The organism is Haloarcula sp. JP-L23 (assembly GCF_011602445.1).
Lineage (GTDB): Archaea > Halobacteriota > Halobacteria > Halobacteriales > Haloarculaceae > Haloarcula > Haloarcula pellucida.
Genome location: NZ_CP050014.1, coordinates 310,641 through 336,684, shown reverse-complemented (window position 1 = coordinate 336,684; position 26,044 = coordinate 310,641). Strand labels below are relative to the sequence as shown.

Below are 26,044 nucleotides of genomic sequence, written 5' to 3'. Positions count from 1 at the left end.
TGTCGTCAGCGGCTTCCGGCGGACGGCGACGGGTCGGCGTCGGTACGCCAGCAGTCGTCGAGGACAGTGTTCACAGTCGGCAGCTACCACTTGAACGCCTTCACAGCGAGCGACGGGTGTATTCTCGGCCGTCAGTCTCGGTTGCCGTGGGTCGCTGTTACTGACTGGCGCGCTACGCGTCCCGCGTCTCGTCGTGGGGTCGAAAAGTAATCATTAAACCGCGCGCCGACTGACCGTCCGGATATGCAACGACGAGCCGCGGCGGCATACTTCGCGTTCTTCCTCGTCGTCAGTGTCGCAGCCTACGCGTACATTGGCGTCGCGGAGAGCCAGCGGCCGGAGGTGTCACTCGAAGCGAACGCTAACTTGACAAACGATACTACGTTCACCGTCGACGGAACGACGTACACTGCCTCGAACATCCACATGTCGAGTGGTGGTGGTGGCGGTCACGGTGGCGGTGGTGGTGGTTCGATGGTCGCTGACCTGTCGTGGACTAACGACTCCTGGCAGTACTCTGGAACCTTAGAGAACGGGTCGACGACGAGCATCGACAACACCACCTATCAGGTCACGACGAGCAACGAGTCCAACACGGTGACGTTCACCGAGCAGCTAAACGCCTCTCAACTCGTGACCGAGGACCCAGCAGTCGAGGACTCGCTGGCGACGCAGAACGGCACGCAGTACGTCGTCTACGAGGAGAACGGAACGCTCCAGCCGGTCAGTGAGTGGCTTCCGGAACCGGAGACCCGGACCTACCAGCAGTCCGAGACAATCCCCTATCAGAGCGACAGTGGCGTCCGGCAGACCACGCTGTCGCAGGTGTCCACAGACAGCGCGACCGTCACGTGGGTCGCACCCCGTAACCGGACTGTCGAACTCACCGAGGGTGGGAACGTCACGCTGCAGGGCCAGCAGTACTTCGCCCACTTCCCGAACCACGACTCGGTGCAACTGGTCAGCGTCGACGAGTACTCGACCTATCAGGAGCAACTCGACAGTCAGGACTACTTCCACGAGCGCAAGAACGGGCTCTGGGGCGTCTCCATCCTCGCCGGCATCGCGGCCGTCCTGATGCTGGGGATGGCGTACCTCCCGACTCGCGGCTGACTGCAGAAGAACGTTTTTCGTGGCTTATTCGCCGTCCGCCAGTCCGAGGTAGGCGAGCCCGGCGCCGACGATGGCCATCAGTACCACGCCGACGACCTGTAGCACTGCGCTCGCCATCGTCGCGTGGGTGGTCCACGGTGCGCCGGCAATCGTCCCCAGTGCCGCGAGGACGAGAAACGTCCCGGCGGCGACGCCAAAGGGTTTGAGTGGGGTCCCGAATCGCTCGGTGAGTGTGCTCATATGCGACCGCTCGGTGGTAAGCGTGGTAAATCAACCGGTCTTCAGAAGCCTACCGCCGCGGCATACGTGGCTCGACACCGCTCGCTGTCGCTCGCGGAGTACGAACGGGCCGGGAGGGAGTTGAACCCCCGACCATCTGGTTAAAAGCCAGACGCTCTGCCTGACTGAGCTACCGGCCCTCGATAGTCGGTGGGGGGAGTGGCGATTAAGGCCTTACGGTCCGTCGTCGAGCGTCGTCTCCAGTGCGTCGGTGACGACGGTGCTCGGGTCGGTGGCGTCGAGGGCCGCACGCCGTCGGAGTTTGCAGTAGGCGTCGACGTCGATGGTGACGGTGAGGCGGCCTAACTGGTAGCCTTCGGAAGCTAACGCGTCCTCGATGCTCGCGCCGTCGTTGACGTTGCTCGCGACCGAGCGGATCTGCCGGACCGTCAGGTCGTGGTCGAGTGCGGCCCACGCAAGCAGTAAGCGGGCCTCGCCGGCGACCCGGGCGATGTGTTTGGCCGCCGTCGGAGCGATTTCGCCCTTGGCGACGTGGATACGGATGGAGCGCGGGAGGTCGTGGACACGCGACCACTTGCGAATGAACGAGACGGTGGCCTCGCCACCGGCCCGTTCGGCGGCGGCCTTGTACGACCCTTCGCCGCGGACGAGCGCTGCACACGCCGCTGCGCCACGGAGCATGTAGACGTTGTCGTCAGCCCCGGCCGTGTTCTCGGAGAAGCGGCGAACGGTCTCTGCGGCGAGTTCGAGGCTCGCCGGGTCGTCGGGGTTGAATTCGACGGCCTCGTCGGCGTGCTGGCCGGTGAAGTTCGGGTCACCACGGATGACCGGCTTCCCGACCGGTGATTTGCGGTCGGTCGACGGCTCGTCCTCTGGCATCGTCTCCTCGTTCGCGGCCAGCGCACAAAAGTATCCCGTCCGGGGCCGTACTGTCGCCTGTACGCCTATCGAGAACGCAGTCGCTTCGGTGGCGAATGTCTCGAAAGAGTTACAGGTGTTAGTCGTCCGAAGCGCTTTCGCGCTCTTCGCTCATGTGTTCCCAGATCTCCGTACAGCCACAGCCGTCCTCGACGTTGTCGAGGTGGTCGGTGGACGGTTCGTCGATTTCGGCGTCGGTTTCGTCGTGCGTCTGTTGTGCGTTCGTCATCGTTTCTGTTGGTACGGCGACCCGAGTCGCCGCGTGTCGGTATCCCTTCGTAATAGACCTACCATCATAAGGGCGCACTCTCCTGTAATTGTGGCCCGCACTGCGGCTTACCGGCAACGCGTGCAGCTACCTTGTACGACACCTGACAGAACGTGACTCGTGATAGCCCGACACAGGGGCCGCCAGACGGGAGTGGGTTCGGTCCGACCCCGGCGAAAATTGCGAGCGCCGACGCCCTCAGGTAGTCGGGGGGCCTAATGAGATGTAATGACTACCGACGTTCATCAGCTCGACGACGGGGCGTGGATATCCGTCAACGACTCCAGAGAGGTGAACGTCTCGGATCTGTGGTTGTTGGCGCGAAGTGACTTCTGTGACTGTGAGACGACCGATTTCCTCGCCGAGGGGTTCGTCAAGGTCGGCGTCGACCACCCGGACATCGAGGCTCGCATCGCGGGGCAGTGTATCGCGTGTGGTGCGAGCGGTATCACAGACTGGCTGACCGTCGGTCGCGTCGTAGACCCGAACTCGGGGGACTTCTACGGTGTCGTCCACGAGAGCGTTCATTTCCCGGAGAAGCGCACCCGTCTGGCCCGCACGGCGGATTAGGCAATATTGTCCTGTTTCGGGGAGTGGGGGAGACGGTTGACGGCAAAGCGTGTCGTATAAGGCTGGGTATCTAGTGATAGTACACAATCAGCCATGCCGAGCAAAGTAGAGAAATGGAAAGACGACGTCTACGGTAACGAGATTCGGGAGCATCTTCTCGAGTTCGCAGAGCAGGGTTGGGAGTCTATCCCCGAGGACGAACACGACGCCTGGTTCGAGCGCTTCAAGTGGTGGGGCCTGTACCACCAGCGCTCCGGGCAGGAGTCGTACTTCATGATGCGTATCGGGACACCGAACGGTGTCATCAAGCCCGGCCAACTCGAGGTCATCGGCGACGTCGCGAAGGAGTACGCCACCGGCCCCGCCGACAACCCCGAGTTCGGCGACGCCTACTGTGACTGGACGACCCGACAGTCCATCCAGCTTCACTGGATCAAGCTAGAGGACATCCCGGAGATCTTCGACAAACTGGAGTCCGTCGGCCTCTCGACCCAGCAGGCCTGCGGTGACTCCTGGCGGAACATCGTCGGCTGTCCGGTCGCCGGCAAGGACAAGCACGAGCACATCGACGCGTGGCCCGTCGCCGAGGAACTCCACGAGATGTTCAAGGGCAACGACGACTACGCCAACCTCCCGCGCAAGTGGAAGGTCAGCGTCACCGGCTGTGACGAGGGCTGTGGGCAGGGCGACATCAACGACCTCGCCTTCGAACCGGCCGAGAAGGACGGCGAACTCGGCTTCAATATCCGCGTCGGCGGTGGGCTCTCCCGGAAGGAGGCCCGCCTCGCCCGCGACATCGACGTCTGGGTGCCCCCGGAGCAGGCGGCCGACGTCGCCGCCGGCATGTCCGGCCTGTTCAACGAGTACGGTGACCGCGAGGACCGCTTCAACGCCCGTATCAAGTTCCTCGTCGACGAGTGGGGTCCCGAGAAGATGCGTCAGGTCCTGCAGGACGAGTTCGTCGACTTCGAACTGGAGACGGCGGGCGAGGACATGCGCGACCAGTACACCTACAACTCCGGCGGCAACGAGGGTCACGACGACCACGTCGGCGTCCACGAACAGGACGACGGCAACTACTACGTCGGCCTGAACGTTCTCGTCGGCCGGATGGGCGCCGACGACACGCTGGAACTCGCAGAACTCGCCGAGGAGTACGGCTCCGGCGAGGTCCGTCTGACCCAGCGCCAGAACGTCATCATCATGGACGTCCCCGAGGAGAACCTCGAGGACCTCAAGAGCGAACCCCTGCTGGAGGACTACTCCCCCGAGCCCTCGCCGTTCATGCGTGGCTCCATCGCCTGTACGGGCACGGAGTTCTGTTCGCTTTCCATCGTCGAGACGAAGAACCGACAGGTCCGCTACGCCCGCTGGCTCAAGGACAACGTCGAACTCCCGGCGGACCACGAGGACTTCCACATCCACCTCTCGGGCTGTACGGCCTCCTGTGCCCAGCCCCAGATCGCCGACGTCTCCCTGCGTGGGATGAAGACCCGCAAGGACGGCGAACCCGTCGAAGCCCTGGACATCGGTCTGGGCGGCGGCCTCGGCGAGGACCCGCGCTTCGCCGACTGGGTGGAGATGCGCGTCCCCGCCGACGAGGTGCCCGGCGCTATCAAGAACCTCGTCGAGAACTTCAAAGACCGCCGCGAGGACGGCGAGACGTTCCGTGACTTCGTCGAGGCCCGCGACGAGGACACCCTCGCCGACCTCGTCGAACCCGAGGAGACGGACTACCACGACCCGTACATGCACAACACGAAGATGACGTGGTACCCCTACGTCGAGGACGACGACATGCAGTCCTCGCCCGCCCCGACGAACGGCGACGGCGAGCCCCTGCCCTCGGACGACTGAGGGACGACTCGCTCGGCATCGCTGTCTTCGTTTTCTCGCTCCCCGCGTATCCACCTGCACGGTGTCCGTCGTCGCTTTCTCGTAGCGCTCGTAGAGACACCGGCGGGACCGGTCCAGCAAAGTGCCAACAGGTCCCCCTCTGAGGCGACCGATTGTGACCCACCGCGGAGATCCGATAGCTGCGTGGCCCCACACTCCTCGAAACCGTCGGTACGTATATCCGGGTCCGTTCGTCCAACAGTGTATGGACGTCGCCGAAGCGGGAACGCACACGCAGTCGATTATCGACGAAGTGGGGGCCGCGGTAATCAGCGACAGGGCGTTTCTGGAGACCATCATGACGAGCGTCGTCGCGGGCGGGCACGTCCTGCTGGAGGACGTGCCGGGGACCGGCAAGACGCTGACGGCGAACAGTTTCGCGAACGCACTGGGACTGGAGTTCTCGCGCATCCAGTTCACGCCGGACCTCCTGCCGGCGGACATCACGGGGTCGAACATCTACAACGACGCCGAGAGCACGTTCGAGTTCGTCCCCGGCCCCATCTTCGCGAACGTGGTGCTGGCCGACGAGATAAACCGTGCGCCGCCGAAGACCCAGTCGGCCCTGCTGGAGGCGATGGAGGAGGGGCAGGTCACCGTCGACGGCGAGGAACACGACCTGCCGGACCCCTTCTTCGTCATCGCCACGCAGAACCCGGTCGAACAGGAGGGGACCTTCCCGCTGCCGGAGGCACAGGTCGACCGCTTCTGGTTCAAAGACTCCATCGGCTATCCGGACCGAAGCGGCGAGAAGGACCTCATCGACCGGCGGGCGGACCGACAGTCGTCGACGCCGACCGTCGATCCGGTGGTAACGACCGAGGAGATCACGCGGATACAGCGCCTACCGGAGTCGGTGACCGTCGACGACGACCTGCGCTGGTTCATCACCGACCTCGCCCGCGAGACCCGATCACATCCGGCGGTCGACACCGGCGTCTCGCCGCGCGGGACACAGCGACTGTTCGAGGTGTCGCGCGCGCGGGCCGTCCTCGATGGCCGGGACTTCGTGACGCCGGCCGACGTGACGACGGTGGCGCCGGCGGCACTGGCTCACCGTCTCGTCCTGACCGCACAGGCCCGGATGGACGACCGGGACAAACGGGCTATCGTCCGGGAACTCGTCGAGCGACTCGACGTGCCCAACGTGGACGGTGCCGAGTAGGTCAGTCGGCCTCGACCCGCGGAAGCCACAGGAGGGCGAGCAGAATCGCCAGCACCAGCACCCCGATGAGGACGACGCTGGGGAACGCCGAGGCGAGCGAGCGGTCGGTGGCCGCGGTGACGCCGTAGCCGACGCCGGCACCGACCCCGCCGACGAGCAGACTGCCGACGAAGTGTGCTCCCTCCGGTCGCGTCACGGTCAGCCGTCGCCCGACCTGTTGCCCGAGGACGATGGCGTGTTCCTGTACGTCCCAGATCAGAATCGCGCCGACGCCACCGCCCAGTGCCAGCAGCGGCCGGCCGTGACGGAGCGCCAACAAGACGACGCCCAGATACAGTAGCGCCGCGGCACCACGGACCCGCGCCGTGTGCCCCTCGCTCCGCGTGAACCCGTCGGCCACGCCGAGGAGCAACCGCAGGGTAAGCGCCAGCGAGAACAGCGCGAGGCCGACGGCTCCGAGCAGCAGCGCCCGGACCGCGAGTTCGTTGGGTAGCTGGTCTACAGTGCGGACCAGATTGCCGACGACGGACGCGGCCCGCGACGGGAACGGGGCGGTGAACGCCGCCACGGCCACGACCGCGGTCCCGCTCTGTTCCGTCGCCAGATTCGCGAGCGTGTCGCTCTGCGTACGGCGTATCAGGCCCAGCACGTACGTGACGACGAGCAGGCCCGCTTCGAGGAGGACGGCGACGGCGAGGCCGTCATAGAGCAATGGCGGGCCGACGAGGAACGGTATTCCGACGTTCGGCGACCCGAGGCGGACGAACATGGCCACGAGTGCGACCAGTGCGCCGAGACCGACCAGACTGCTGCCGAAGCGCCCCCAGTCACGGCCCTCGCGGGCCGACGGCGGCGACCGGAGGTCGAGCGCTTCCACGCGGACGAGCAGCAACCGCCACAGCACCACGACCAGCAGGACCAGTCCCGGCACCAGCGTCGTCGCCAGCACTGGTTCGGCCCGTGCCGCGATCAGTCGCTCCCAGACGGAGAAGACCGCCGTCGGCCGCAGGGTCGGCGGGAGGTACGCCACCCACCCGACCACGGGCACGAGTGCGACGGCGAGGATCGACTGGCTGACCAGCGAACGGTGGGTGCCGGCGAGACCGGTCCCCTCGCTGTCCTCGACGAAGGAGAGCTGGCGGGCCAACGCCACCACGACGAGGAACAGACCGAGGCCGGGGAGGACGAGCAGTTTCACACCCACGAGCGGCTGTGACACCCCGCCGTCGGTGAACCCGAGGTACCACCAGTAACAGACGAGGCCGACGGCGGCGGCGTAGCCGACCGGCGCGGCGACGTTCCCGACGAGTGTCGCCACGCGCGTCTCGCTGTCCGTGAGTCGTGCGGCCACCGCCAGCACCGCCGCCGCGCCGAGGCAGCCGGCGGTCAGCGTGACCGTCGCCACGGAGTCGATACTGACGGCGGCGACGAGCGCGGCGAGGGCCGCGGCGAGCAGGGTCCCGCCGACCCGCGGTCGGGGGTCGTGACCGCCCATCAGAGCCACCTCCTGACGAACGACTCCAGCGTGAGACGGAGCGGTTCGTCGGGGTCCCAGTCGACGACCGGGGCACCGCTCTCCTCTAGCACCCGGATGCGCTGTGCCCGTTCGGCGGTGCTGACCGCCTTCCCGACGGTCGTCGTCGCGGCCAGTCGCGGCGAGACGACGCTGACGTCGTGCCGGTGGGCCGCGAGTCGTTTCGCGAGGGCGACCATCTCGTCGTCGAGCAGCGGCGAGACGAGGACCACCTGTGCCGAGGCCGGTAACCACGCCAGCAGGTCCCGCTCCGGCGACACCGAACTGCGGTCCGCAACCGTCTCGGCGTCGGCAAACAGCTCCCGGCCGGTGGCGGCGTGGTCGGCCCCGACGCCGGGGTCGAGCGTCCGAACTCGGTCGGGATAGAGGCCGACGCCGACGCGGTTGCCGCCGGCCAGCAGTTCGTAGAACGTCCGCTCGGCGGCGTACAGGGACAGTTCCGACCCGGTCGGCCGGTCGGCTTCCGTCCGGGTATCGGCGGCCGCCGACCGGTCCACCAGCAGGACCACCGTCGCGGCGTGTTCCTCCTGATACTCGACCGTCGAGAGTTCGTTCGTGCGGGCGTAGCGCCGCCAGTCGATGCGTCGGGCCGGATCGGAGGTCCGGTACTCGCGGGTGCTGTGGAAACTGATGCCCTCGCCGGCGATGTCCGTCGGTATCTGGCCGGCCCGCCGGGCGGTCTGACTCGTCAGCGGCACGTCCTCGACGGGCACCTCACAGCGGAGCGTCGTCTCGACGGGCACGGTCCCTCTGCTGTCGTACTCGCCGCTCAGGCCCACGGAGGCGACGGTGAGGTCGCCAAAGTCGTGCGTACCGCGCTTGGCGATCACGTCGTAGGCGACCGTCCCCGTCTCCCCGGCGCCGAGCGAGAGCGACTTCCGGGGGCTCCCCTCGGTGACGCCCAGTTCCCCGGGGACGCCGTCGACCACGCGGAGGTCGGTCACGGCGTCGGCACCGGTGTTGGTGACCGAGAGCGTGACCGTGACGGACTCGCCCGGCGCGGGCGTCTCGGGGTCGAGCGTTCGCTCGGCCGACAGGCGGTCGGTCGCCGGGTCGGGCGTGGTCAGTTCGCCGTAGAGCACGTAGACGATGGGGACCGCGCCGGTCGCGTAGACGACGGGCGACTGGAGGGCCACACCGAGGACGACCGGGACCAGTATCGCGCCGACGAGGTGGCGATAGCGGTTGGTCCGCTCTGCCGTCGGGTCGGTCATCCGTCACCCTCCCGCTGCCGGTCTCGCTCCGCGAGCGCCAACAGCGCCCGTTCGACGCGTCCGATTCGACGGGCGGCCGCTCTGTCGCCGAGGAACCACTCCCAGACCCGTGTCAGCAGCGACGGCCGGAACTCGGGGTCGGGACTCAGGACCGCCGCGGCGTAGGCGTCGTCGGTCCACTCCCCGGATTCGATTCGCGCTCGCGCCTGTTCGGGGCGTTCCTGATACGCGTCGGCGACGAGCGGGACCGCCGCCTCGCGGACGTCTTCGAACAGGAGCGCCGGGTCGAGGTCGCCTCTGGTCCCCTCGGTTCGCAGCCGTTCGATGCGCTCGTCGAGGTCCCGCTGCATCACTCCCTCGTCGCTCGCGGCCGCAGTCTCGGGGTCCGAGACGTCGAACGCCGGGCGGCGGGTCGGGGCCTGCAAGACGGCGACGGTCCCGGCGAACAGGCCGGCGACGGTCCCGAGTCCCAGCCAGACGAACGCCGAGTCCGTCGGGACGAGCGCGAGCGCCCGCTGGAACTGCGGGGGATACAGCGCCGGTCGGAGCAGCGCCGTCGACGCGGCGCTGACGAGGCCGACGACGACGGCGAGTTTACACACCCGGAAGACCGTTCCGATCACGCGTCTCCTCCCTCGGTCGCCGCGGCGCCGTCGCTTGCCCCGTCGTCGTCACTTCCGAGGTCGGTCGCGGCCTCGATGACCGCCGCGAGGGTGTCGGTGTCAAGCGGGTAGTGGCCATACCTGACGTGGCGGAAGGCGTCGGTTATCCGCTCGACTCGCTCGGACGGATAGCCGTGGGACTTCGCCGCCGAGGCGACCCGAATCGGCGTCTCCGTCAGCGAGGCCCCGGGCGTCCGCTCGGCCAGTTCCACCCACGCCTCGACGACCGTCTCTATCGTCGTCTCGTCGGGCGCGTCGGGGTCGGCGGCGGCCGCGGCTACGAGTCCGGCCTCCGTCGTCGCCGCGTCGTCCGCGCCCCGGCGGTACGGGACGCCGCGAGCGCGGCCCGGAGGCAGCCCGGCAGCGCACGGAGCGCCGCCGGGAGGCCGCGGAGCCACGCGGCCAGCGCGGTCAGGAGCGTGCCGAGCGCGGCGACCACCGTCGGTGCCTGTCTGATGGCCTCCTCGATTCGCGCGCTCGCTCGGCGGGCGGCGTCGACGAGGGTCCGACCGACGGTTGCGACCATCTCACCGGCTGCGAGGACGGCGTCGACGACCCACCGAACCGTCCGCCGGGTCAGCCCCGCCGTCGCCGCCCCGCCGCGAGCGGCCTGTCCGACCAGTCCGTACCGCCGGGTGAGGCCGACTACGGCACCGACGAGGAGCGCCGCCGCGCCGCCGTAGAAGGGCCACAGCGGCCCAGTGGTGTGTCCGCGTGTGGCCCCCCGCTGGACCGTCCGCTGGAACGACGGCCGCGGCGGCAGTAGCGCAACCGTCGCCACGAAACGCCCGTTCGCGGCGGTTCGCGCGACGGCAGTGTCACCCCGCATGACGGTGGCGTTCGGGACCGGATGGCCGGCGATGGTGGCGTTCCCGGTCACCTGCTGTCCCGGAATCGCTCGCCCCTCCAGCGAGACGTTGATCGCGGTCGGGAGCGGCGCGTCCGCTGCGGCGCTCAGTTCGCCGCGCCTGACGGTCACGTTCAGACGCTCGCGGTAGGGCACCGTCACCGTCGCCGTCCCGTTCTCGTCGGTCCGCCCCCGTCGCTCGCCGTCGACGAGGACCGTCGCGCCGCGGAACGGGTCGCCGGCCAGCGTCGCCGTCACGCGGTGTGGCTGGCCGGGAACCGGGTCCGGTGCCAGCGTCAGCGACGTGTTCGAGCGGACGGCGAACGCCCGTTCGGCCGTCGCTTCGCCCCGCGAGACGGTCAGCGGGCCGTCGCGGACGTACGGTATCGTGACGACGGCGACGCCCTCGTCATCCGTACGCCCCGCCTGCTGTCCGCCGATGGTGACCGTCGCTTGCCGGACCGGCACGCCGTCGACGGCGGCAGCCACCCGAACCGTCTCGCCGGGCCGGCGGGCCTCGCCGACGTCGAGCGAGACGTTCAGGTCGGTGCCGCGAAACGCCGCTGCCCCGTCGGCCCCGCTCCGCCGGACCACGATTCGATACTGCTCGTAGTAGGGCACTCGCACCGTCGACTCGCCGTCGGCGTCCGTCTGGCCGACGATGTCGCCGGCCACTCGCACCGTCGCGTTCGGGACCGGAACGCCGTTGATAGCGGCCCGGACGGTGGCCTCGGTGCCGGGGGTCTGCGTCGTCGCGTTCGAGAGGCCGGACGCGGTCACGTCGACGTCGGTGTCGATGTCGTCGTAGGTCCGGGTCCCCTCCGCGTCGCCGCGCGTGACCGTCACGGTGAACGACTCCTGATACGGGATTCGGACGGAGGCGGTGCCGTCGCTGTCCGTCGTGGTCACCGCCACGCCGCCGACGCGGACCGTCGCGTCGGCGACCGGAACCCCCTCTATTTCGGCTCGAACCGTCGCGTTGGTCCCCGGCGTCCGGCGAGCTATCGAGGAGAGACCGATGGTCGTGTTCAGTTCTCGGCCGCCGCCGTCGCCGGTCTGCTGGGCGAAGTCCGGCGACGGTCGTTCGTCGGGGAACGACCCACGGGAGAGGGCGTTCGTCTCGTCGCCCTCACTGGTGTTCTCGACCGCGACGACGTCGACGTGGTACAGGACCTTCGAGTCGGGAATCGTTATCGAACCGCCGAGGCCGACCGATTCGGGATTGCTCCCGGCGGCCGCCGAGGGCGACTGGCCGGCGCCACTTCCACCGGATTCGCTCTGTGTACCGCTTCCACCGTCGCCTTGCTGGCCGCCGTCACCCGATTGGCTCCCTTCGGACCCGCCCTGTTGGCTCCCGCTGCCGGACCCACTGTCGCCACCCTCGGCCTGCCGTAGCGCCTTGTAGACGCTCACGTTCAACTGGGTGGCGTAAGGGACGACGCCGTCCACACGGCCGAGACCGTCCGTCCGACCGATGGCCTCGCCGTTGAACGTGACGAGCGCGTCGTCGAGTCGCTGGCCGCCGAGCGTGACGACGACCTGTATCTCGTTGCCCGGGACGACCCGGCCGTCGAGTCGCACGTCCGCGTCGACTTCCGGTGGCCGGTCGGTCGCTGTCTGTCGGACCCGGTCGGCGTCGGTCCGTGCGAAGTTCGGGTCCGTCTCCGGGCGGCCGAAACTCGCCTGCGTCGTCCCGGATTCCCGGAGTGCCTCCCGGTCGGCCGGCGTCGGGTCGAAGGTGACCCACCCGGTTTCGGGGACGTACACTTCGACCCACGCGTGGGCCTTCGAGCGGTCTATCCGCAGGCTCCCGTCGTCGGTCCGGCCCGAGGCGGGCGCGTACCCCTGTACGTATCTGGCCGGGACGCCCTGCGTTCGCAGCATCGCCACCATCGTACTCGCGAAGTACATGCAGTACCCCCGCTCCATCTCCGTCGCGAACGTCGTCGCGTAGTGGTCGGGGGGCCGGACTATCTGCGTCGAGTAGGCTTTCTCGGTCTGGAGCCACTGCTCGATCAGTATCGCACGCTCGTACGGCGTCGTCGCGTTCTGCGTGACCTCGTCGGTCAGCGTCCGCAGGCGGTCGGGCGTATCGGCGGGCATCTGTGTGTAGCGCCGCTCTACGTCCGCTGGGTACGCCCGCCCGGCCGTCTGGAGGTCCTCGGTGGACCACCCGGGGAGCGTCGCCGTCGCGGTGTAGGCGGTCCCGTTCGGAAGCGCGGCCGAGGCCGGTTCGACCCCTGCGCCCGTCGTCGCGACGCCGTCGGCGTCGAGGCCGTCGACGCCCTCCGGTCGCCACGGCACGGGGACGGCAGCCGTCTGGTTGACGACCGTATAGCGAAGGCGCACCTGCTGTCCGGCCCGCGGGTAGTCACTCGCCGGCCGGGACCGCTCCGCGTCGCTCGCCTGCCACCCCGACCCGGTGTAGCGCGCGTAGGAGACGGTCCGCCAGTAGGGGTCCTCCTGCGGGCCGATGGCACAGGTCTGGCCGACCACGTCGGCGACGGCGGGGTCGCTGAGGCCCAGTCGAGCGGCGTCGGCCCGCGTGCAGTTGCTGACCGCACCGGCCGCTCCAGCCGACCCGGATCCGCCGGACCCGCCCGCTCCGGACTGTCCGCTCTCACCGCTGGGCGTCCCTGTCTCGGACTGACTTCGGGCACCGAGGCCGCCGTCCGCGGACTGTGACAGCGCTCCTTCGAGGCCCGATTCGTCCCACGTCGTGCTCGTCTCCGCACTGTTCTCGTCGTCCACCCCGTCGGTCCCGCTGGTGTCCTCTCTCTGTCTGTCCCCGGTCGGCTGGCTGTCGGCGTCGCTCGACTGCCCCTCGGACGGTGGCGTCGCCGCGCTGTCCCCGTTGGATGTGCCGACGGCGTCGCCGGACGGTCCCGTTCCGGCGGCCGACGGCGTCGCGACTGGCCCGGAACTCAGCAGGGGTGCCGATAGACCGAAACTCGCGACACAGAGGAGTGCCAGCGTCACCGATAGCACTCGGTTCGCGTCCACAGTTGCTGTCTGACGCATGCGAATACCCCTGACATGAAAAGTATGTGGGACGACTCAACGCACGATATCTCGTCGCGGGACGGGGTGGTAAGCCTTATCGGCGGCAGTCGCCTACGTTCGCCCGGCAGCGGGAGGCCGGCTCCCGTGCCGAGAGGCATGAGGAAAGTCCCCCCACCTGCCGGACAGGTGACCGGGCGCAAGTCCGGGGCGGGAGACCGTCGGCTATGGAACAGCAACGACACGTCGTCACAGGACCGATGAGGTGCGCGAATCCCGAGCGACGGGGCGTGCGCGGCACTCCGTGTCGCGATTCGAGGCGGTGACACCGCCTCGACCCGGAAGCGAGGGAGAGATAACCCACCGAGGGCCACCGTGGGACACCGTCCGGTGTCCGACGCCTGTGACGGACCGATGGAACGGCGAATCCTCACCGGTGCAAGGCCGCGTCGACAGGTAGTCCGGTACCGCGCACGAGCGCTGGACGCGGCCGCTGAGCCGAATGCCGGCCCGAACAGAAGGGGGCTTACTCCCCGCAGCCAATTCGTGGCCACAACTGACTACTGCCGAGAGACCGACCTCCAGACGATGGACCGACGGCTGGCCGCGCTGGTGCTGTGTCTCCTCCTCGGCGGACTCGCGGGATGTAGCGCCGCCTCCGAATCGCTCGACTCGGCGTCTCGACTCGTCGACCAGCGACACCCGTTCGCAAACGAGACGGTGACCGTCGCCGTCGACGGAACCGCCCGCGAGCGAGCGCTCGCCGCGGACGGACTGGCCTACTGGGAGGCGAATGCACCGGAGTACGCCGGCTTCGCCGTCGACTTTCGCGTCCTCGAACCGGGCGAGACACCCACAGCAGGACCACCCGACGTGGCGATAACGTTCGTCGAGACGGTCACCGCTTGCGGCGAGTCCGACTACTCCGCGGGGTGTGCGCCGCGGCTCACCGCCTCCACGCGGGTCGACCGACCGGCCGAGGTGTCGATACGACGTGGCTTCGCCAACGAGTCGACGCGACTGGTCGTCGAACACGAGGTGGGCCACGTGCTGGGTCTGTCACACGACGACCCGCCGAGAGTCGTGATGCGCCACCAGCGCACGCTGGCGACGCTCCCGCGACCGAACGCCAGCGAGCGCCCGGTCCCGTGGAACGACACGACGCTGACGGTCGCGGTTCGAAACGAGAGCCGTTCGGCCGAGGAGCGGGCGGCCTACCGCGAGGAGGTGGCCTACGCGCTTGCGTACGTGAACGAGGGTGCCGACGGCGCCGTCCCGTCGAACGTCTCCGTCGAACTGGTGGCGGACCCCGAGGACGCTGACGTGGTGGTCGGACCTGTCGCGTCGAGCGACTGCCGGAGCGACGCGGGCTCTTGCCTGCTCGTCGAAGGGACCGACCCGGACCGCGACGGCGCTATCGAGACGTACACGCGCACGGAGATTCTGCTCGTCGACCTCGATACGGAGGCGACCAGTTGGCACGTCGCCCGACAACTGCTCGGCGTCCTCGGCGACGACGGTCTGCCCGCCCGTCTCACCGACGCCAGCTACGAGCAGCGCCGGGGCGCGTGGCACGGGTAGGTCCGACGGTTTCAAGCCCGCGCCGGGCGGAGTCGCCCCTATGACCGCCGACGACCTCATCGAATCCGTCCGCGACGACCAGCAGACAGAACTCTCCCGACTCGGCTCCTCGAAGACGCTATACGCCGACACTCGCGGCGAGATGGAACCCGCCGCCGTGCGTGCGGCCGCTGCCGCGCGCGAGCAGGCAGCCCACGACACCTTCTCGGCGTGGGCCGACGACGAGAGCGACACCGCGGCCGCCGGCCTCTTTGCCGATGCGGCCGAGGACGCCGCCGGCCGACTGGACGGGGTGGGCGCCGACCCGGCCGACCGCGACTTCGCGATGCACGACGCGCTCTCCGACCTGACCGACACCGTCGAGCGACTGGGCGGCCTCGTCGGCTGGACGCTCGTCGACGAGAAGACGAAGGGCCAGCTAACCGGGTTCTTCACGGGACAGGCCGACCCCCAGACCGCCAGCACGTTCCGGAGCGCCGGCAACGACGTCGAGGCCCTGCGTGAGGACGCCGCCGAACTGCTGGACGAGACGTGTGCCGACGGAGACGACTGGGACGCCGCCGAAACCGCCGCCGTCGACGTCGTCTCGGCTGCCTACGACGACTACTTCGAGACGCTCGAAGAACTGGGCGTCAACCCAAAGCCGGTCTGTTAAGCCCCGTTTCGCCACCGCTCTCCGGAGACCCTCGGGTCGCCGCGTCACGCCGACGGTCCGCGCTCTCCTCGCGGCGTCGCCGCTGCCCGAGGGTCGCTCACTCCGTCGTCGGGCGACGGTGCCGCCCGACTGCCCGAGGGACCGACGGTCCCTCGCCGTTTGCGCCCCTCGCTACTCCTCCGGTGCCGGCGCGTCCTCGACGTTCCCGGGACCGCTCGGGAAGTAGAACTCCCGTTCCGCGTCGGTCTTGAACCGACCGAGGACGTCGCCGAGCGGTGTCGCGTACCGCCGGAGTTTATCGGCCTGTTGGGTCACCTCGGTCAGTTCGGCGGCCTGCTCCTCGGCGGCCCCCGCCACCGTCTCGGCCTCGGCAGTCGTCTGGCCGGTGCCCTCGGCGACGTCTGACAGCGTCGCCGCCGCGCGCTCGACGTTCGCTATCGGCTCTGCTACGTCGATGTCTCGCTCGTCGGCGTGGCGTTCGAGCGCCGCAGCGGCGGCGTCCATCTCCTCTGTGGCCGCCTGCAGTTTCGCTCGCTGGTCGTCGGTGTCGATGGAGACGGTCTGGATGGACTCGGCTATCTGCTCGGAGGCGTCCTGCAGGCTGTAGGCGCTCGATTCGATGGTCTCACCGGTTTCGGCGACTTCCTCGGCGAACCGCTTGAGTTGACCGGTCGTCTTTTCCAGTTCCGACAGCGTCTCGTTGAAGTCCGCGGCGATTCGGTCCATCGCGTCGTTCTCGCCGTCGGGGTCCATCCGGACCGTCAGGTCACCGGCCGCACACTGCGCCAGTATCTCCGAGTACTCGTCGGCCCGTTCCTGCAGGTAGTCGTTCACCGCGACGGCCTCCGCGCGTGACACCTCCGCTTTCTCGCGTGCCCGCTCGGCCGTCGCTATTTCCTCTTTCAGCGCGGCCTGCATGTTCCCGAACGCGGCGGTGAGTCGACCGATTTCGTCCGCTCGCCGGCGGTCGAACGTCACGTCGAGGTCCCCGTCCTCCATCCGTTCGGCTTTCTTCGTCAGTCGTTCGAGTGCCGACCCGGTCCGCCGACCGAAGACGGCCGTCGCCGCGCCCAGTACCACCAGCGGAACGAGGACGAGGGCGGCGATGGTCGTCAGCAACTGGTCACGGAGCGCGTAGGCCTGTCGGGACGGGACGTGCGTGGCGACGGTCCAGTCCGTCCCCTCGACGGGTGCGTAGCCGACGACGGACCCGGACAGCGCCGCCACTCCGGTCGACTCGCTCCCTATCGCTCCGTCGGGTACCGGTGCGTCTGCGTGGTCCTGCCCGTAGACCAGCGACTCGTCCCCGTTGTGGACGGTAGTGAACGCCCCTTCGGTGGTCTGCTGGAACGCGCCTCCGGCCGACAGCGCCGCCTCCACGACGACGACGTGTTCGGTGTTCTGCGGCGGCGCACTGATGAACGCGACAACGGTCTCGTCGGTGGCCGACTCGTAGGGCGTGTCCGCGACGACGACGTTCGAGACGGTGTCCGTCGTCGCGTCTATCTCTCCGGTCCGCGTCGCCCACGGCACGCCCGCCGCTTGCAGGTCCGTCCCGCTCATCCCCTGTTCGGTGCTCTCGACGACCGTCGCGTCGCTACTCTTCACGTAGTGGATGGCGACGATGTCCGAGCGCGCGTTCTGCAGTCGATTCAGCAGGTACGCCTCCACCCCGTCGGTCCGACCAGTCTGGAACGGCGGGGCCTCCGAGATGGTACGCGTCTGGTGGCGCAACCCGTCGATCCATCCTTCGAGACTGTCAGCCTGTAACCCCGCAGTCGACGCCACCTGCTGTTCGACCTGTCCGTTCAGCGTCGCCGTCGCACTCGCGCCGAGGGCGACGCCGACGACCGCCGTCAACAGCATCGCCACGACGACGATGCCGAAGTACTTGCGGACAAACCGCCGCCGAACCACGTCCGGGACGACTCGGCTTATTCCCCCACCTGTATCGGTGCCTGACATGGTAAATCCGCCGTAATTCGGGGTAATAAAATCCTACTGTAAATATGATTTATAGGGACCGTCTCACGCACGTAGCACTACATACCGGTATGATGTGACTCGTTATCACTCGCAGGTCTCCGGTCACCGCGTCGCTTCGCTCCCCGCTGCGCTTCGTCGAGGTTCTTCGCTTCGCTCAGAACCTCGCTACTGCTCGCGGCTTCGCCGCTCGCTCATCCCGAGGGACCTCGTTTCACTCGGTCCCTCGCTAGCCTCAAGTCCGTCCAGCCCTACCCCCACACAATGAGCGACGCCGGAGGCCCCCTCTCCATCGACCGCCCGGACGCCGACAGCGAGTTCCGCGTCGACGCGCCGTTCGACCCCGCCGGGGACCAACCCGAAGCCATCGAGCAACTGGCCGCGGGGTTCCGGCAGGGGATGGACAGACAGACCCTGCTCGGCGTGACGGGGTCGGGCAAGACCAACACCGTCTCGTGGGTCATAGAGGAGATACAGCAACCGACGCTCGTCATCGCCCACAACAAGACCCTCGCCGCGCAGTTGTACGAGGAGTTCCGGAACCTGTTTCCGGACAACGCCGTCGAGTACTTCGTCAGCTACTACGACTACTACCAACCCGAGGCCTACGTCGAGCAGACGGACACGTTCATCGACAAGGACGCCTCCATCAACGACGAGATAGACCGCCTGCGACACTCCGCGACCCGGTCGCTTCTCACTCGGGACGACGTCATCGTGGTCGCGTCGGTCTCCGCGATATACGGTCTCGGTGACCCGCGCAACTACGTCGACATGTCGCTCTCGCTCGAAGTGGGACAGGAGATAGAGCGCGACGAGTTGCTGGGCCGTCTGGTCGACCTGAACTACGAGCGCAACGACGTCGACTTCACGCAAGGGACCTTCCGCGTGCGCGGTGATACGCTCGAAATCTACCCGATGTACGGCCGCTACGCCCTTCGGGTGGAGTTCTGGGGCGACGAGATAGACCGGATGCTGAAGGTCGACCCGCTACAGGGCGAGGTCGTTCGCGAGGAACCCGCCGCGCTCATCCACCCGGCGGAACACTACTCCATTCCCGAGCAACGACTGGAGCGGGCTATCGAGGAGATAGAGGAACTGCTCGAACAACGCATCCGCTACTTCGAGCGCAAGGGCGACGCCGTCGCCGCCCAGCGCATCGAGGAGCGGACCACCTTCGACCTGGAGATGATGCGGGAGACGGGCTACTGTTCGGGCATCGAGAACTACTCGGTCCACCTCTCGGACCGCGAGAGCGGCGAGGCCCCCTACACCCTGCTTGACTACTTCCCCGATGACTTCCTCACCGTCATCGACGAGTCCCACCAGACGCTCCCGCAGATTCGCGGCCAGTTCGCGGGCGACAAGTCTCGCAAGGAGAGTCTGGTCGAGAACGGCTTCCGCCTCCCCACCGCGTTCGACAACCGTCCGCTCACCTTCGAGGAGTTCGAGGCGAAGACCGACCAGACCCTCTACGTGAGCGCCACGCCGGGCGACTACGAACGCGAGGAGAGTGCGCAGGTCGTCGAACAGATCGTCCGCCCGACGCACCTCGTGGACCCCGCTGTCGAGGTGGCCGAGGCCACGGGACAGGTCGACGACCTGATGGACCGCATCGACGACCGTATCGACCGCGACGAACGCGTCCTCGTCACCACGCTCACCAAGCGGATGGCCGAGGACCTCACGGAGTTCCTCGAAGAGGCCGGCGTCGACGTCGCCTACATGCACGACGAGACGGACACGCTCGAACGCCACGAACTCATCCGCTCGCTCCGGTTGGGCGAGATAGACGTCCTCGTCGGTATCAACCTCCTGCGGGAGGGGCTGGACATCCCCGAAGTCTCGCTGGTGGCGATTCTGGACGCCGACCAAGAGGGGTTCCTCCGCTCGGAGACGACGCTGGTCCAGACGATGGGTCGCGCCGCGCGAAACGTCAACGGCGAAGTCGTCCTCTACGCCGACGACCGGAGCGACGCCATGCAGTCGGCCATCGAGGAGACCCAGCGCCGCCGCCGCATCCAGCAGCAGTACAACGAGGAACACGGCTACGAACCGACGACCATCGAGAAGGAGGTCGGCGAGACGAACCTCCCCGGGAGCAAGACCGACACCGGTGACGTGGCCGGCGACGGGCCGGCCGACGAGGACGAGGCGGCCCGCCGCGTCGACCAACTCGAAGAGCGGATGCAGGAGGCCGCCAACAATCTGGAGTTCGAACTCGCCGCGGACATCCGCGACCGCATCCGCGACCTGCGCGCGGAGTTCGACCTCGACGCGCCCGAGGCCGACGACGGCAGCGTTCCCGCGCCCAGAGCCGACGAGTTCTGACCGCCAGCGCACAGTTTGGGGCAACACTTATCAACAGTCATACATCTAACTACGTGTAACTGAGGCGGTCAGCGACTGGCCGTCGATGCCCACTATGGATGTCTCCTCTCTCTCCCGGCGGTTCTCCCCGAGCGGACTGGTCGTCGCCGCCATCGGCTTCTTCCTGACTCGGTTCACCGTGACGCTCGCGGCGTACGACGACCCGCTCCGGTTCCTCGTCGGCGGTCTCGTGCCCTTAGCGCTGGGGCTCGGACTCTCGGTGTTCGGCGTCTCGCTGGTCGTGGGTGACTTCGAGCGGCCGTTCGTCCGCACGGTAGCCACGTGGTGTGTCGCCGGCACCGGCGCGATGTTCGTCCTCGTGGTGTTGACGCTCGTCGCCAACGACACGAACCTCGCGATGGAACCGGTCCGCTCACAGACGTACCTCGCGAACTTCCTCATCGGCGGGAGCGCTGGCGGCGCGCTCACGGGCGTCTACGCGGCACAGACGGCCCGCCAGCGCCGCCAACTCGAACGCCAGACCGGTCGGCTGGAGATGGTGACGCGCCTCCTTCGCGACGAGGTACTCAACGCCGTCACCGTCATCCGCGGCCGCGCGGAGGTGTTACAGCGGACCCACGACGTCGACTCCGCGGCCGCCATCGAGCGCCGGACCGACGACGTGGCGACCACCGTCGAGAACGTGAAACACATCACCCGCGACGGGGACGCGGTCGGGGCGCTCGACGCGATACCGGTGGCCGACTGTGTGGTGGCGGCCATGGAGACTGTCCGGCAGCGGTACCCCGACGCCCGAATCACCGCCGACGTCTCCACGGCCGAGGACGCCACCGTCTGGGCGAACCCGCTGTTGGAGGACGCGCTGGTCCATCTCGTCGAGAACGCCGTCGTCTACGACGACGCCGAGGTCCCGACCGTCGAGGTGCGCGTGACCATCGACGAGTCGGCCGTCGCCATCGCCGTCGCGGACGAGGGTCCCGGACTCCCCGCCGACCAGCAGGCACTCGTCGACCGGGGCGAAGTCGCGGTGTACGAGGAGCGTTCGACCGGATTCGGACTGAACCTCGTTCGCCTGCTCGCGGGCAGTTACGGTGGGAGCGTCGACGCGGCGGTCGACGAGGCCGGGACGACTGTCACGCTGACCTTACGCCGGGCGGATACGGACGGCGGTGCCGGGGCCGACGGCGGGACTTCCTACGGACTCTCACAGCGGGGTCTCGGACTCGTCACCGGCGCATCGCTACTGGCGGGGGCGGTCATGGGGCTGTTGATGCAGTTCCTCGGCGGTGCCGTCCCCGTCATCGGCGCGCTCTATGGCACGACGGACGCCACGGTCGGCTGGATAACCCACGAGTTCCACAGCGTCGTCTTCGGACTGACGTACGCGGGACTCGTCCAACTCGTCCCGTCGTCGGTCGACGCCCGCGTCCACTACTACGGGACTGCCGTCGGCTGGGCGGTGGCGCTGTGGCTGGTCGCGGCCGGTCTCGTCATGCCGCTGTGGCTCCGACTCGTCGGCATCCCCGTCTCGCTGCCGAACGTTACCGCCGCGACGCTCGCCAGTCACCTGCTGTGGGGCCTGACGCTCGCTGGCCTGTACCGCTACGGTCGACGCTGGCTGGACGAGTAAACAACCCCGACTTGCACTAGTACAACCACAATTGTTTTAGGCGCTACTGCAGTTGTATAGCGTGATGTCCCGCGTCTCGCTTCCCTACGACGCGAAGGCAGGCCCGACCAAATCGGAGGTCCGGGCCGTCCTCGCCAGCAAACTCGCGCTCACAGCGGACGACCACTTCGTCGAAGTCGGGTCCTGTACCGGTGCGGTCACCGTCGAGGCGGCACGTCGCGCCGGTCGGGTCACCGCCCTCGAACGGAAGCCCGACCGCCTCGACGTGACCCGGAAGAACCTCGCAGCTAACGACACCAGCGCCGCCGTCGAGTTGCGCGAGGCAGAGGCCCCCGACGGCCTGCCCGAGGACGCCGACGCGCTCTTTCTGGGCGGGTCGCGCAACTACGAGGCCGTCCTCGACCACGCCGTCGAGACGGGCGTCGACCGCGTCGTGATGAACGTTTCACGGCTGGAGGTCGCCGGCGCGGCGACCGAGGCGTTCCGCGACCGCGACCTGCTGGAGGAGGTCGTCCAGTTTCAGGTGAGCCACGGCTACGAACTCGCCGGTGCGACGAGTTTCGACTCGCAGAACCCGGTGTACATGCTCGTCGGGAGTGCGAGCGAGGCCGTGGCCGCCGACGGCGGCCGCACGGAGGCCGACCGATGACGCTCTACGGCGTCGGCCTCGGCCCCGGACAGGCCGACCTCGTCACCGTCCGCGGGAAGCGCGCCCTCGAAGACGCCGACGTGGTCTACTCGCCCGGCCGGCTCTCCCGGTCGGTGGCGACCGAACACGTCCCCGAGGAGCGCATCGGTGACCTCGACTTCCCGATGACTCGGGACGAGGAGAAACTCCGGGCGGCGTGGAAGGAGGCCGCCGCGGAGATAGCGACGACTGCCCGCGACGGCGACGCGGCGTTCGTCACGCTGGGCGACCCGAACGTCTACTCGACCTTCGGTCACCTCCGCCGGACGCTCGCAGCCTTCCACCCCGAGGTCGACCTCGAAGTCGTGCCGGGTGTCAGCGCCGTCACCGCGTTCGCGACGGCGCTGGGCGTCGAGATAACCGCCGGGTCGAGCCTCGCACTCAGAGAGGCCGACGGCGGTCGGTCGCCGACCGGTCCCGACCGCATGGTGCTGTTCAAGGTGACCGACGCGCCGTCGACCCACGCTGGCCTCGTCGAGGCCGGCTACGACGTGACCTACGGCCGCCGCCTGTTCATGGAACAGGGCGAGACGCTCGTCACCGACGACCCGACCGACATCGACGAACGGGATTACTACACGCTGGCCTACGCCGAGAAACCCGACGCTCGTATCGAACAGGCGACCGACGCGTTCCTCGAAGCGAGCGACGAGAGCGGTCTGGTCTCGGACGGCGGTGCGCAGGACATCGCCCGACAGGAACGTTCCGAGGGCGCCCTGTGTGGCGACGAGCCGGGGGGTGACCGACAGTGAGCGACGAGACGGACCCGCAGGACGCCATCGATTCGGTCGCCGGCAATCGCGACGACCGGGTGTACGACCACAGCGCCGGCGACGAACAGGAGGGGATTCCCTTCGTCGGTGCCGGTCCCGGCGACCCGCGCCTGCTGACCGTCGCCGGGCGCGAACTGCTCGCCGACGCCGACCTCGTGGTCCACGCGGGGTCGCTCGTCAACAGCGAACTGCTGGAGGAGTACTGCGCCGACGCCGAGACGGTGACCTCCATCGGCAAGGACTTAGAGGAGCTGATTCCGCTGATGCGGGACGCCTACGAGGCCGGCGATACGGTCGTCCGCCTCCACAGCGGCGACCCGGCCATCTACGGGGCCGCACTGGAACAGATGGACGCGCTGGAACACGAGGGGGTCCCGACCTACATCGTCCCCGGCGTCACCTCGGCGTTCGCGGCGAGCGCCACCCTCCGGACGCAGTTGACGCTCAACGAGGTGGCCAACCACGTCGCGTTCACCCGCCCACAGGGGAAGACGCTGGACCCCGAGGAGGACCACATCTCGGAGTTCGTCGGCATGGGCGACGTGACGACGTGTATCTACCTCGGGACGCACGCCGTCAGCGAGACGATGGACCGACTGTTAGCGGACGGCCACGACCCCGACACGCCCGTCGCGGCGGTGTACCACGCGTCGTGGCCCGACGAGGACGTCGTGGAGGGCACCATCGCTACCATCGGCGATAAGCTGGAAGACGCGGGGTACCGCGCCTCAGCGATGGTCGTCGTCGGCGACGCCGTCGGCGGCGAGGACTACGAGCGCTCGTTCCTCTACGGCGACTGGGCGAACCGTTCCGATTCGTCGCAGGAGGCCGACGATTAGGATGGTCCACTGCTACCGCGTACAGCCAGAAAGCCCCCGGACGCTGGAGTCGCGCGACTCGCCGCGGTCCTCGGCCGTCGGCCTGCGGTCCTCGCGTCGTCGTGCTTCCTCCAGCGCCCGGCCCCTTTCAGTCCCGAAAGACGCCAGCGGCTTTCGACCCTCGCGAAGCCCTCGGCTTCGCTCAGTCCCACCCGCGTGGCTGACCGGCCGGCAGTCACGTGCGGTTGCGTCACCGGCCGAGAGGTTCTCATGAGTACGGACAACGACACAGACAGCAGTTCGAACAGTTGCAAAGCGCCCGACTCGGACGGCGAGGTGGCCGAGGACATCGCCATCGTCGCCTTCGAGCGGAAGATGGACACCGCCCAGCAAATCGTCGACGGCATCGGCGACCGCTACGACTCCATCGAGATTCTGGCGTACCACGGTGACGTCTTCGAGGAGCACTGGGGCGAGTACGACTGCTTTATCGGCCTGATGGCCAGCGGTATCGCGATGCGCAAGACCGCCCACCTGCTCGACGACAAGTGGGACGACCCCGCCATCTGCGTCGTCGACGAGGAACTGACGTGGGCCATCCCCATCACCGGCGGCCACCACGGCGCGAATCAGGTCGCCGACGACCTCGCCTCCATGGGCGCGGTGCCGGCGATGACCACCGCCAGCGAGGCGGCGGGCAAGCAGGGCGTCGAGAAGCAGGCGAAGGCCCTCGACGCCCACGTCGTCAACGGCGACTCGACGGTGGCGACCAACCTCGCGGTTCTGGACGACGAACTCGGCCCCGTCGAGCGACTCGACGGGCCGAAAGCGGTCCTCGTAGACGACGACGTGACCGTCCTGAAGCGCAACGGCGACGACGGCGTCGTCCTCGGGACCGGGAGCGTCGCCGGGGCCGACGTCGAGCAGTTCCACGCCGCGTGGGACCGCGCCCTCGACGAGGCGGGCCTCGACCGCACCGACGTCGACTTCGTCGCCACCGGCACCCGGAAAGCCGACGAAGAAGGGATGCTCGAAGCCGCCGAGGCGTGGGACCTCGGCGTCGTCGCCTTCGAGAAGGAGACGCTGACCGAGTTCGAGGGGCCATCGCCCTCGCGGTCGAAGGAACTCATCGGGTGGCCGGGCATCGCCGAGGCGTCGGCCATCGCCGGCGGGCGCGACCACGACCTGCTGGCCGAGAAGACGCGCTACGACGAGGCGGTAACGGTGGCGATAGGCGAATGAGCGGCACCGACGAGGCGTCGGCCGCGACTGCCACCGACGCCCGACGGTCGGCGTACGGCACGCTCTCCGTCGTCGGCATCGGCCCCGGCCTGCCCCACGACATGACCCAGCGAGCGAAGCAGGTCGTCCGCACCGCCGACTGCGTCATCGCCTCGAACCTGTATCAGGAGTTCCTCCGGAAGGACAGCACCCTCCCGCCGGAGAGCGCCGAAGTCGAGGCCAGCGCCGATACCGGCGTCGACGAGGAGGGGACCGTCCTCGAACGGCCCGACGGCACCCGACAGACGCTGGTCCGGTCCTCGATGGGGCGGCAGGTCGAACTCGCCCGCGAGGCCTTCGAGCGCGTGCGAGACGGCGAGGACGTGGCCCACGTCTCCGGTGGCGACCCGAACGTCTACGGCAAGTCCGATCTCCTCTTCACGATGGCGGAGGCCGAGGACGCCGGCGACGTGCCTATCGAAATCGTCCCCGGCGTGACGGCGGCGCTGGGCGGGGCGGCCAACCTCGGCGCGCCCCTCTCGAACGACTTCTGCACCGTCTCGCTGTCGGACAAGTGGCGCGGCTGGGACGAAATCGAGGAGAAACTGCGGGCGGCCGCGATTTCGGGGTTCGTCGTCGTCCTGTACAACTGCTGGCGCGACTACGAGCGGGCCGTCTCGGTCCTGCGCGAGGAACGGGCCGACGACGTGCCCGCCGCGATAATCAACGACGCCGGACGCGGCGAGGCCGGCCGCAACGTCGACGGCGAGACACAGACCATCACGACGCTGGGCGAGTTGCCCGACCACGACGAGAAGGTCGGCGGGATGGGGTCGTCCATCCTCGTCGGCACCCACGAGACCGAAGTCTGGGAGAACGACTACCGCGAGTTCCTCGTCACCCCGCGCGGCGGGCGTGACGTGGAGGATTTCTGACC

The 26,044-nt window shown here is 68.3% G+C and carries 22 protein-coding genes, 1 tRNA gene and 1 other RNA gene; 14 read left to right on the top strand and 10 right to left on the bottom strand.

The genetic code is table 11. From position 1 onward, the window contains the following. Positions 1-243: 243 nt before the first annotated feature. Positions 244-1,113: a hypothetical protein gene (locus G9465_RS01615; RefSeq protein WP_166966923.1), complete on the top strand. Its 870-nt coding sequence runs from the start codon at positions 244-246 to the stop codon at positions 1,111-1,113. A gap of 24 nt (positions 1,114-1,137) precedes the next feature. On the opposite strand, the gene G9465_RS01610 is transcribed toward G9465_RS01615, so the two are convergent. From G9465_RS01610 to G9465_RS01595, 4 genes are all read right to left on the bottom strand, one after another. Continuing rightward, a complete protein-coding gene (locus tag G9465_RS01610) occupies positions 1,138-1,353 on the bottom strand; it encodes a hypothetical protein (RefSeq protein WP_166966921.1) in 216 nt (71 codons plus the stop codon). Positions 1,354-1,458: 105 nt separating this feature from the next. Beyond that, positions 1,459-1,532, bottom strand: a tRNA-Lys gene (locus G9465_RS01605). A 34-nt stretch (positions 1,533-1,566) separates the two neighbouring features. After that, entirely contained in the window at positions 1,567-2,232 is a 666-nt protein-coding gene (locus G9465_RS01600) for a hypothetical protein (RefSeq protein ID WP_166966919.1), read from the bottom strand. A gap of 118 nt (positions 2,233-2,350) precedes the next feature. Next, on the bottom strand, positions 2,351-2,500 hold the full coding sequence (locus G9465_RS01595) for a hypothetical protein (protein WP_166966917.1): 150 nt from the start codon (positions 2,498-2,500) through the stop codon (positions 2,351-2,353). 267 nt (positions 2,501-2,767) lie between these two features. Between G9465_RS01595 and G9465_RS01590 the strand changes: the two genes are divergently transcribed. The 3 genes from G9465_RS01590 (at position 2,768) to G9465_RS01580 (ending at position 6,170) form a co-directional block, all read left to right on the top strand. After that, positions 2,768-3,109, top strand: coding sequence for a hypothetical protein (locus G9465_RS01590; protein WP_166966915.1), 342 nt, complete (start codon positions 2,768-2,770; stop codon positions 3,107-3,109). Between the two features lie 93 nt (positions 3,110-3,202). Then, positions 3,203-4,966, top strand: a complete 1,764-nt coding sequence (locus G9465_RS01585; RefSeq protein WP_166966913.1) for a nitrite/sulfite reductase — start codon at positions 3,203-3,205, stop codon at positions 4,964-4,966. Positions 4,967-5,210: 244 nt separating this feature from the next. Continuing rightward, complete coding sequence (locus G9465_RS01580; protein ID WP_166966911.1) at positions 5,211-6,170, top strand: MoxR family ATPase; 960 nt, start codon at positions 5,211-5,213, stop codon at positions 6,168-6,170. 1 nt (position 6,171) lies between these two features. On the opposite strand, the gene G9465_RS01575 is transcribed toward G9465_RS01580, so the two are convergent. From G9465_RS01575 to G9465_RS01560, 5 genes are all read right to left on the bottom strand, one after another. Beyond that, complete coding sequence (locus G9465_RS01575; RefSeq protein WP_166966909.1) at positions 6,172-7,665, bottom strand: hypothetical protein; 1,494 nt, start codon at positions 7,663-7,665, stop codon at positions 6,172-6,174. Then, positions 7,665-8,918 carry a DUF58 domain-containing protein gene (locus tag G9465_RS01570; protein WP_166966907.1) on the bottom strand — a complete coding sequence of 418 codons (1,254 nt, stop codon included), beginning with the start codon at positions 8,916-8,918 and terminating at the stop codon, positions 7,665-7,667. The genes G9465_RS01575 and G9465_RS01570 overlap by 1 nt, the downstream gene beginning before the upstream one ends. Beyond that, a complete protein-coding gene (locus G9465_RS01565) occupies positions 8,915-9,541 on the bottom strand; it encodes a hypothetical protein (protein WP_166966905.1) in 627 nt (208 codons plus the stop codon). The genes G9465_RS01570 and G9465_RS01565 overlap by 4 nt, the downstream gene beginning before the upstream one ends. Further along, entirely contained in the window at positions 9,538-9,792 is a 255-nt protein-coding gene (locus tag G9465_RS25500; RefSeq protein ID WP_227015766.1) for a DUF4129 domain-containing protein, read from the bottom strand. The genes G9465_RS01565 and G9465_RS25500 overlap by 4 nt, the downstream gene beginning before the upstream one ends. 65 nt (positions 9,793-9,857) lie before the next feature. Then, positions 9,858-13,448: a transglutaminase family protein gene (locus G9465_RS01560; RefSeq protein WP_166966903.1), complete on the bottom strand. Its 3,591-nt coding sequence runs from the start codon at positions 13,446-13,448 to the stop codon at positions 9,858-9,860. A gap of 105 nt (positions 13,449-13,553) precedes the next feature. On the opposite strand from G9465_RS01560, the gene rnpB reads away from it, so the two are divergent. The 3 genes from rnpB (at position 13,554) to G9465_RS01545 (ending at position 15,663) form a co-directional block, all read left to right on the top strand. Continuing rightward, positions 13,554-13,968, top strand: an RNA gene (rnpB, locus tag G9465_RS01555) — RNase P RNA component. Between the two features lie 5 nt (positions 13,969-13,973). Continuing rightward, positions 13,974-15,008 carry a matrixin gene (locus G9465_RS01550; RefSeq protein ID WP_166966900.1) on the top strand — a complete coding sequence of 345 codons (1,035 nt, stop codon included), beginning with the start codon at positions 13,974-13,976 and terminating at the stop codon, positions 15,006-15,008. 40 nt (positions 15,009-15,048) lie between these two features. After that, the gene (locus G9465_RS01545; protein ID WP_166966898.1) at positions 15,049-15,663 is read left to right on the top strand and encodes a rubrerythrin family protein; all 615 of its coding nucleotides are present in this window, start codon (positions 15,049-15,051) and stop codon (positions 15,661-15,663) included. Between the two features lie 171 nt (positions 15,664-15,834). Here the strand turns inward: G9465_RS01545 and G9465_RS01540 are convergent, their stop codons facing one another. After that, on the bottom strand, positions 15,835-17,628 hold the full coding sequence (locus tag G9465_RS01540; RefSeq protein WP_166966896.1) for a HAMP domain-containing protein: 1,794 nt from the start codon (positions 17,626-17,628) through the stop codon (positions 15,835-15,837). Positions 17,629-17,910: 282 nt separating this feature from the next. On the opposite strand from G9465_RS01540, the gene uvrB reads away from it, so the two are divergent. The 7 genes from uvrB (at position 17,911) to G9465_RS01505 (ending at position 26,042) form a co-directional block, all read left to right on the top strand. Next, positions 17,911-19,977, top strand: coding sequence for an excinuclease ABC subunit UvrB (gene uvrB / locus G9465_RS01535; RefSeq protein WP_166966894.1), 2,067 nt, complete (start codon positions 17,911-17,913; stop codon positions 19,975-19,977). 85 nt (positions 19,978-20,062) lie between these two features. Further along, the gene (locus G9465_RS01530) at positions 20,063-21,607 is read left to right on the top strand and encodes a sensor histidine kinase KdpD (RefSeq protein ID WP_227015672.1); all 1,545 of its coding nucleotides are present in this window, start codon (positions 20,063-20,065) and stop codon (positions 21,605-21,607) included. A 64-nt stretch (positions 21,608-21,671) separates the two neighbouring features. Then, on the top strand, positions 21,672-22,256 hold the full coding sequence (gene cbiT, locus G9465_RS01525; RefSeq protein ID WP_166966891.1) for a precorrin-6Y C5,15-methyltransferase (decarboxylating) subunit CbiT: 585 nt from the start codon (positions 21,672-21,674) through the stop codon (positions 22,254-22,256). Next, on the top strand, positions 22,253-23,047 hold the full coding sequence (locus G9465_RS01520; RefSeq protein ID WP_166966889.1) for a cobalt-factor II C(20)-methyltransferase: 795 nt from the start codon (positions 22,253-22,255) through the stop codon (positions 23,045-23,047). The genes cbiT and G9465_RS01520 overlap by 4 nt, the downstream gene beginning before the upstream one ends. Then, positions 23,044-23,907, top strand: a complete 864-nt coding sequence (locus tag G9465_RS01515) for a cobalt-precorrin-4/precorrin-4 C(11)-methyltransferase (protein WP_166966887.1) — start codon at positions 23,044-23,046, stop codon at positions 23,905-23,907. The genes G9465_RS01520 and G9465_RS01515 overlap by 4 nt, the downstream gene beginning before the upstream one ends. Positions 23,908-24,156: 249 nt before the next feature. Further along, positions 24,157-25,128: a cobalt-precorrin 5A hydrolase gene (cbiG, locus tag G9465_RS01510; protein WP_166966885.1), complete on the top strand. Its 972-nt coding sequence runs from the start codon at positions 24,157-24,159 to the stop codon at positions 25,126-25,128. Then, on the top strand, positions 25,125-26,042 hold the full coding sequence (locus G9465_RS01505; RefSeq protein ID WP_166966883.1) for a precorrin-3B C(17)-methyltransferase: 918 nt from the start codon (positions 25,125-25,127) through the stop codon (positions 26,040-26,042). The genes cbiG and G9465_RS01505 overlap by 4 nt, the downstream gene beginning before the upstream one ends. Positions 26,043-26,044: the final 2 nt, after the last annotated feature.

Excerpts from the sequence above, each read along its gene's own strand:
- G9465_RS01615 (WP_166966923.1), top strand. The coding sequence starts at position 244 with ATGCAACGACGAGCCGCGGCGGCATACTTCGCGTTCTTCCTCGTCGTC.
- G9465_RS01505 (WP_166966883.1), top strand. The coding sequence starts at position 25,125 with ATGAGCGGCACCGACGAGGCGTCGGCCGCGACTGCCACCGACGCCCGA.
- G9465_RS01545 (WP_166966898.1), top strand. The coding sequence starts at position 15,049 with ATGACCGCCGACGACCTCATCGAATCCGTCCGCGACGACCAGCAGACA.
- G9465_RS01580 (WP_166966911.1), top strand. The coding sequence starts at position 5,211 with ATGGACGTCGCCGAAGCGGGAACGCACACGCAGTCGATTATCGACGAA.
- G9465_RS01540 (WP_166966896.1), bottom strand. The coding sequence starts at position 17,628 with ATGTCAGGCACCGATACAGGTGGGGGAATAAGCCGAGTCGTCCCGGAC.
- G9465_RS01570 (WP_166966907.1), bottom strand. The coding sequence starts at position 8,918 with ATGACCGACCCGACGGCAGAGCGGACCAACCGCTATCGCCACCTCGTC.
- G9465_RS01590 (WP_166966915.1), top strand. The coding sequence starts at position 2,768 with ATGACTACCGACGTTCATCAGCTCGACGACGGGGCGTGGATATCCGTC.
- uvrB (WP_166966894.1), top strand. The coding sequence starts at position 17,911 with ATGAGCGACGCCGGAGGCCCCCTCTCCATCGACCGCCCGGACGCCGAC.
- G9465_RS01560 (WP_166966903.1), bottom strand. The coding sequence starts at position 13,448 with ATGCGTCAGACAGCAACTGTGGACGCGAACCGAGTGCTATCGGTGACG.
- G9465_RS01575 (WP_166966909.1), bottom strand. The coding sequence starts at position 7,665 with ATGGGCGGTCACGACCCCCGACCGCGGGTCGGCGGGACCCTGCTCGCC.
- cbiT (WP_166966891.1), top strand. The coding sequence starts at position 21,672 with ATGTCCCGCGTCTCGCTTCCCTACGACGCGAAGGCAGGCCCGACCAAA.
- G9465_RS01530 (WP_227015672.1), top strand. The coding sequence starts at position 20,063 with ATGCCCACTATGGATGTCTCCTCTCTCTCCCGGCGGTTCTCCCCGAGC.
- G9465_RS01610 (WP_166966921.1), bottom strand. The coding sequence starts at position 1,353 with ATGAGCACACTCACCGAGCGATTCGGGACCCCACTCAAACCCTTTGGC.
- G9465_RS01600 (WP_166966919.1), bottom strand. The coding sequence starts at position 2,232 with ATGCCAGAGGACGAGCCGTCGACCGACCGCAAATCACCGGTCGGGAAG.
- G9465_RS01520 (WP_166966889.1), top strand. The coding sequence starts at position 22,253 with ATGACGCTCTACGGCGTCGGCCTCGGCCCCGGACAGGCCGACCTCGTC.
- cbiG (WP_166966885.1), top strand. The coding sequence starts at position 24,157 with ATGAGTACGGACAACGACACAGACAGCAGTTCGAACAGTTGCAAAGCG.
- G9465_RS01595 (WP_166966917.1), bottom strand. The coding sequence starts at position 2,500 with ATGACGAACGCACAACAGACGCACGACGAAACCGACGCCGAAATCGAC.
- G9465_RS01585 (WP_166966913.1), top strand. The coding sequence starts at position 3,203 with ATGCCGAGCAAAGTAGAGAAATGGAAAGACGACGTCTACGGTAACGAG.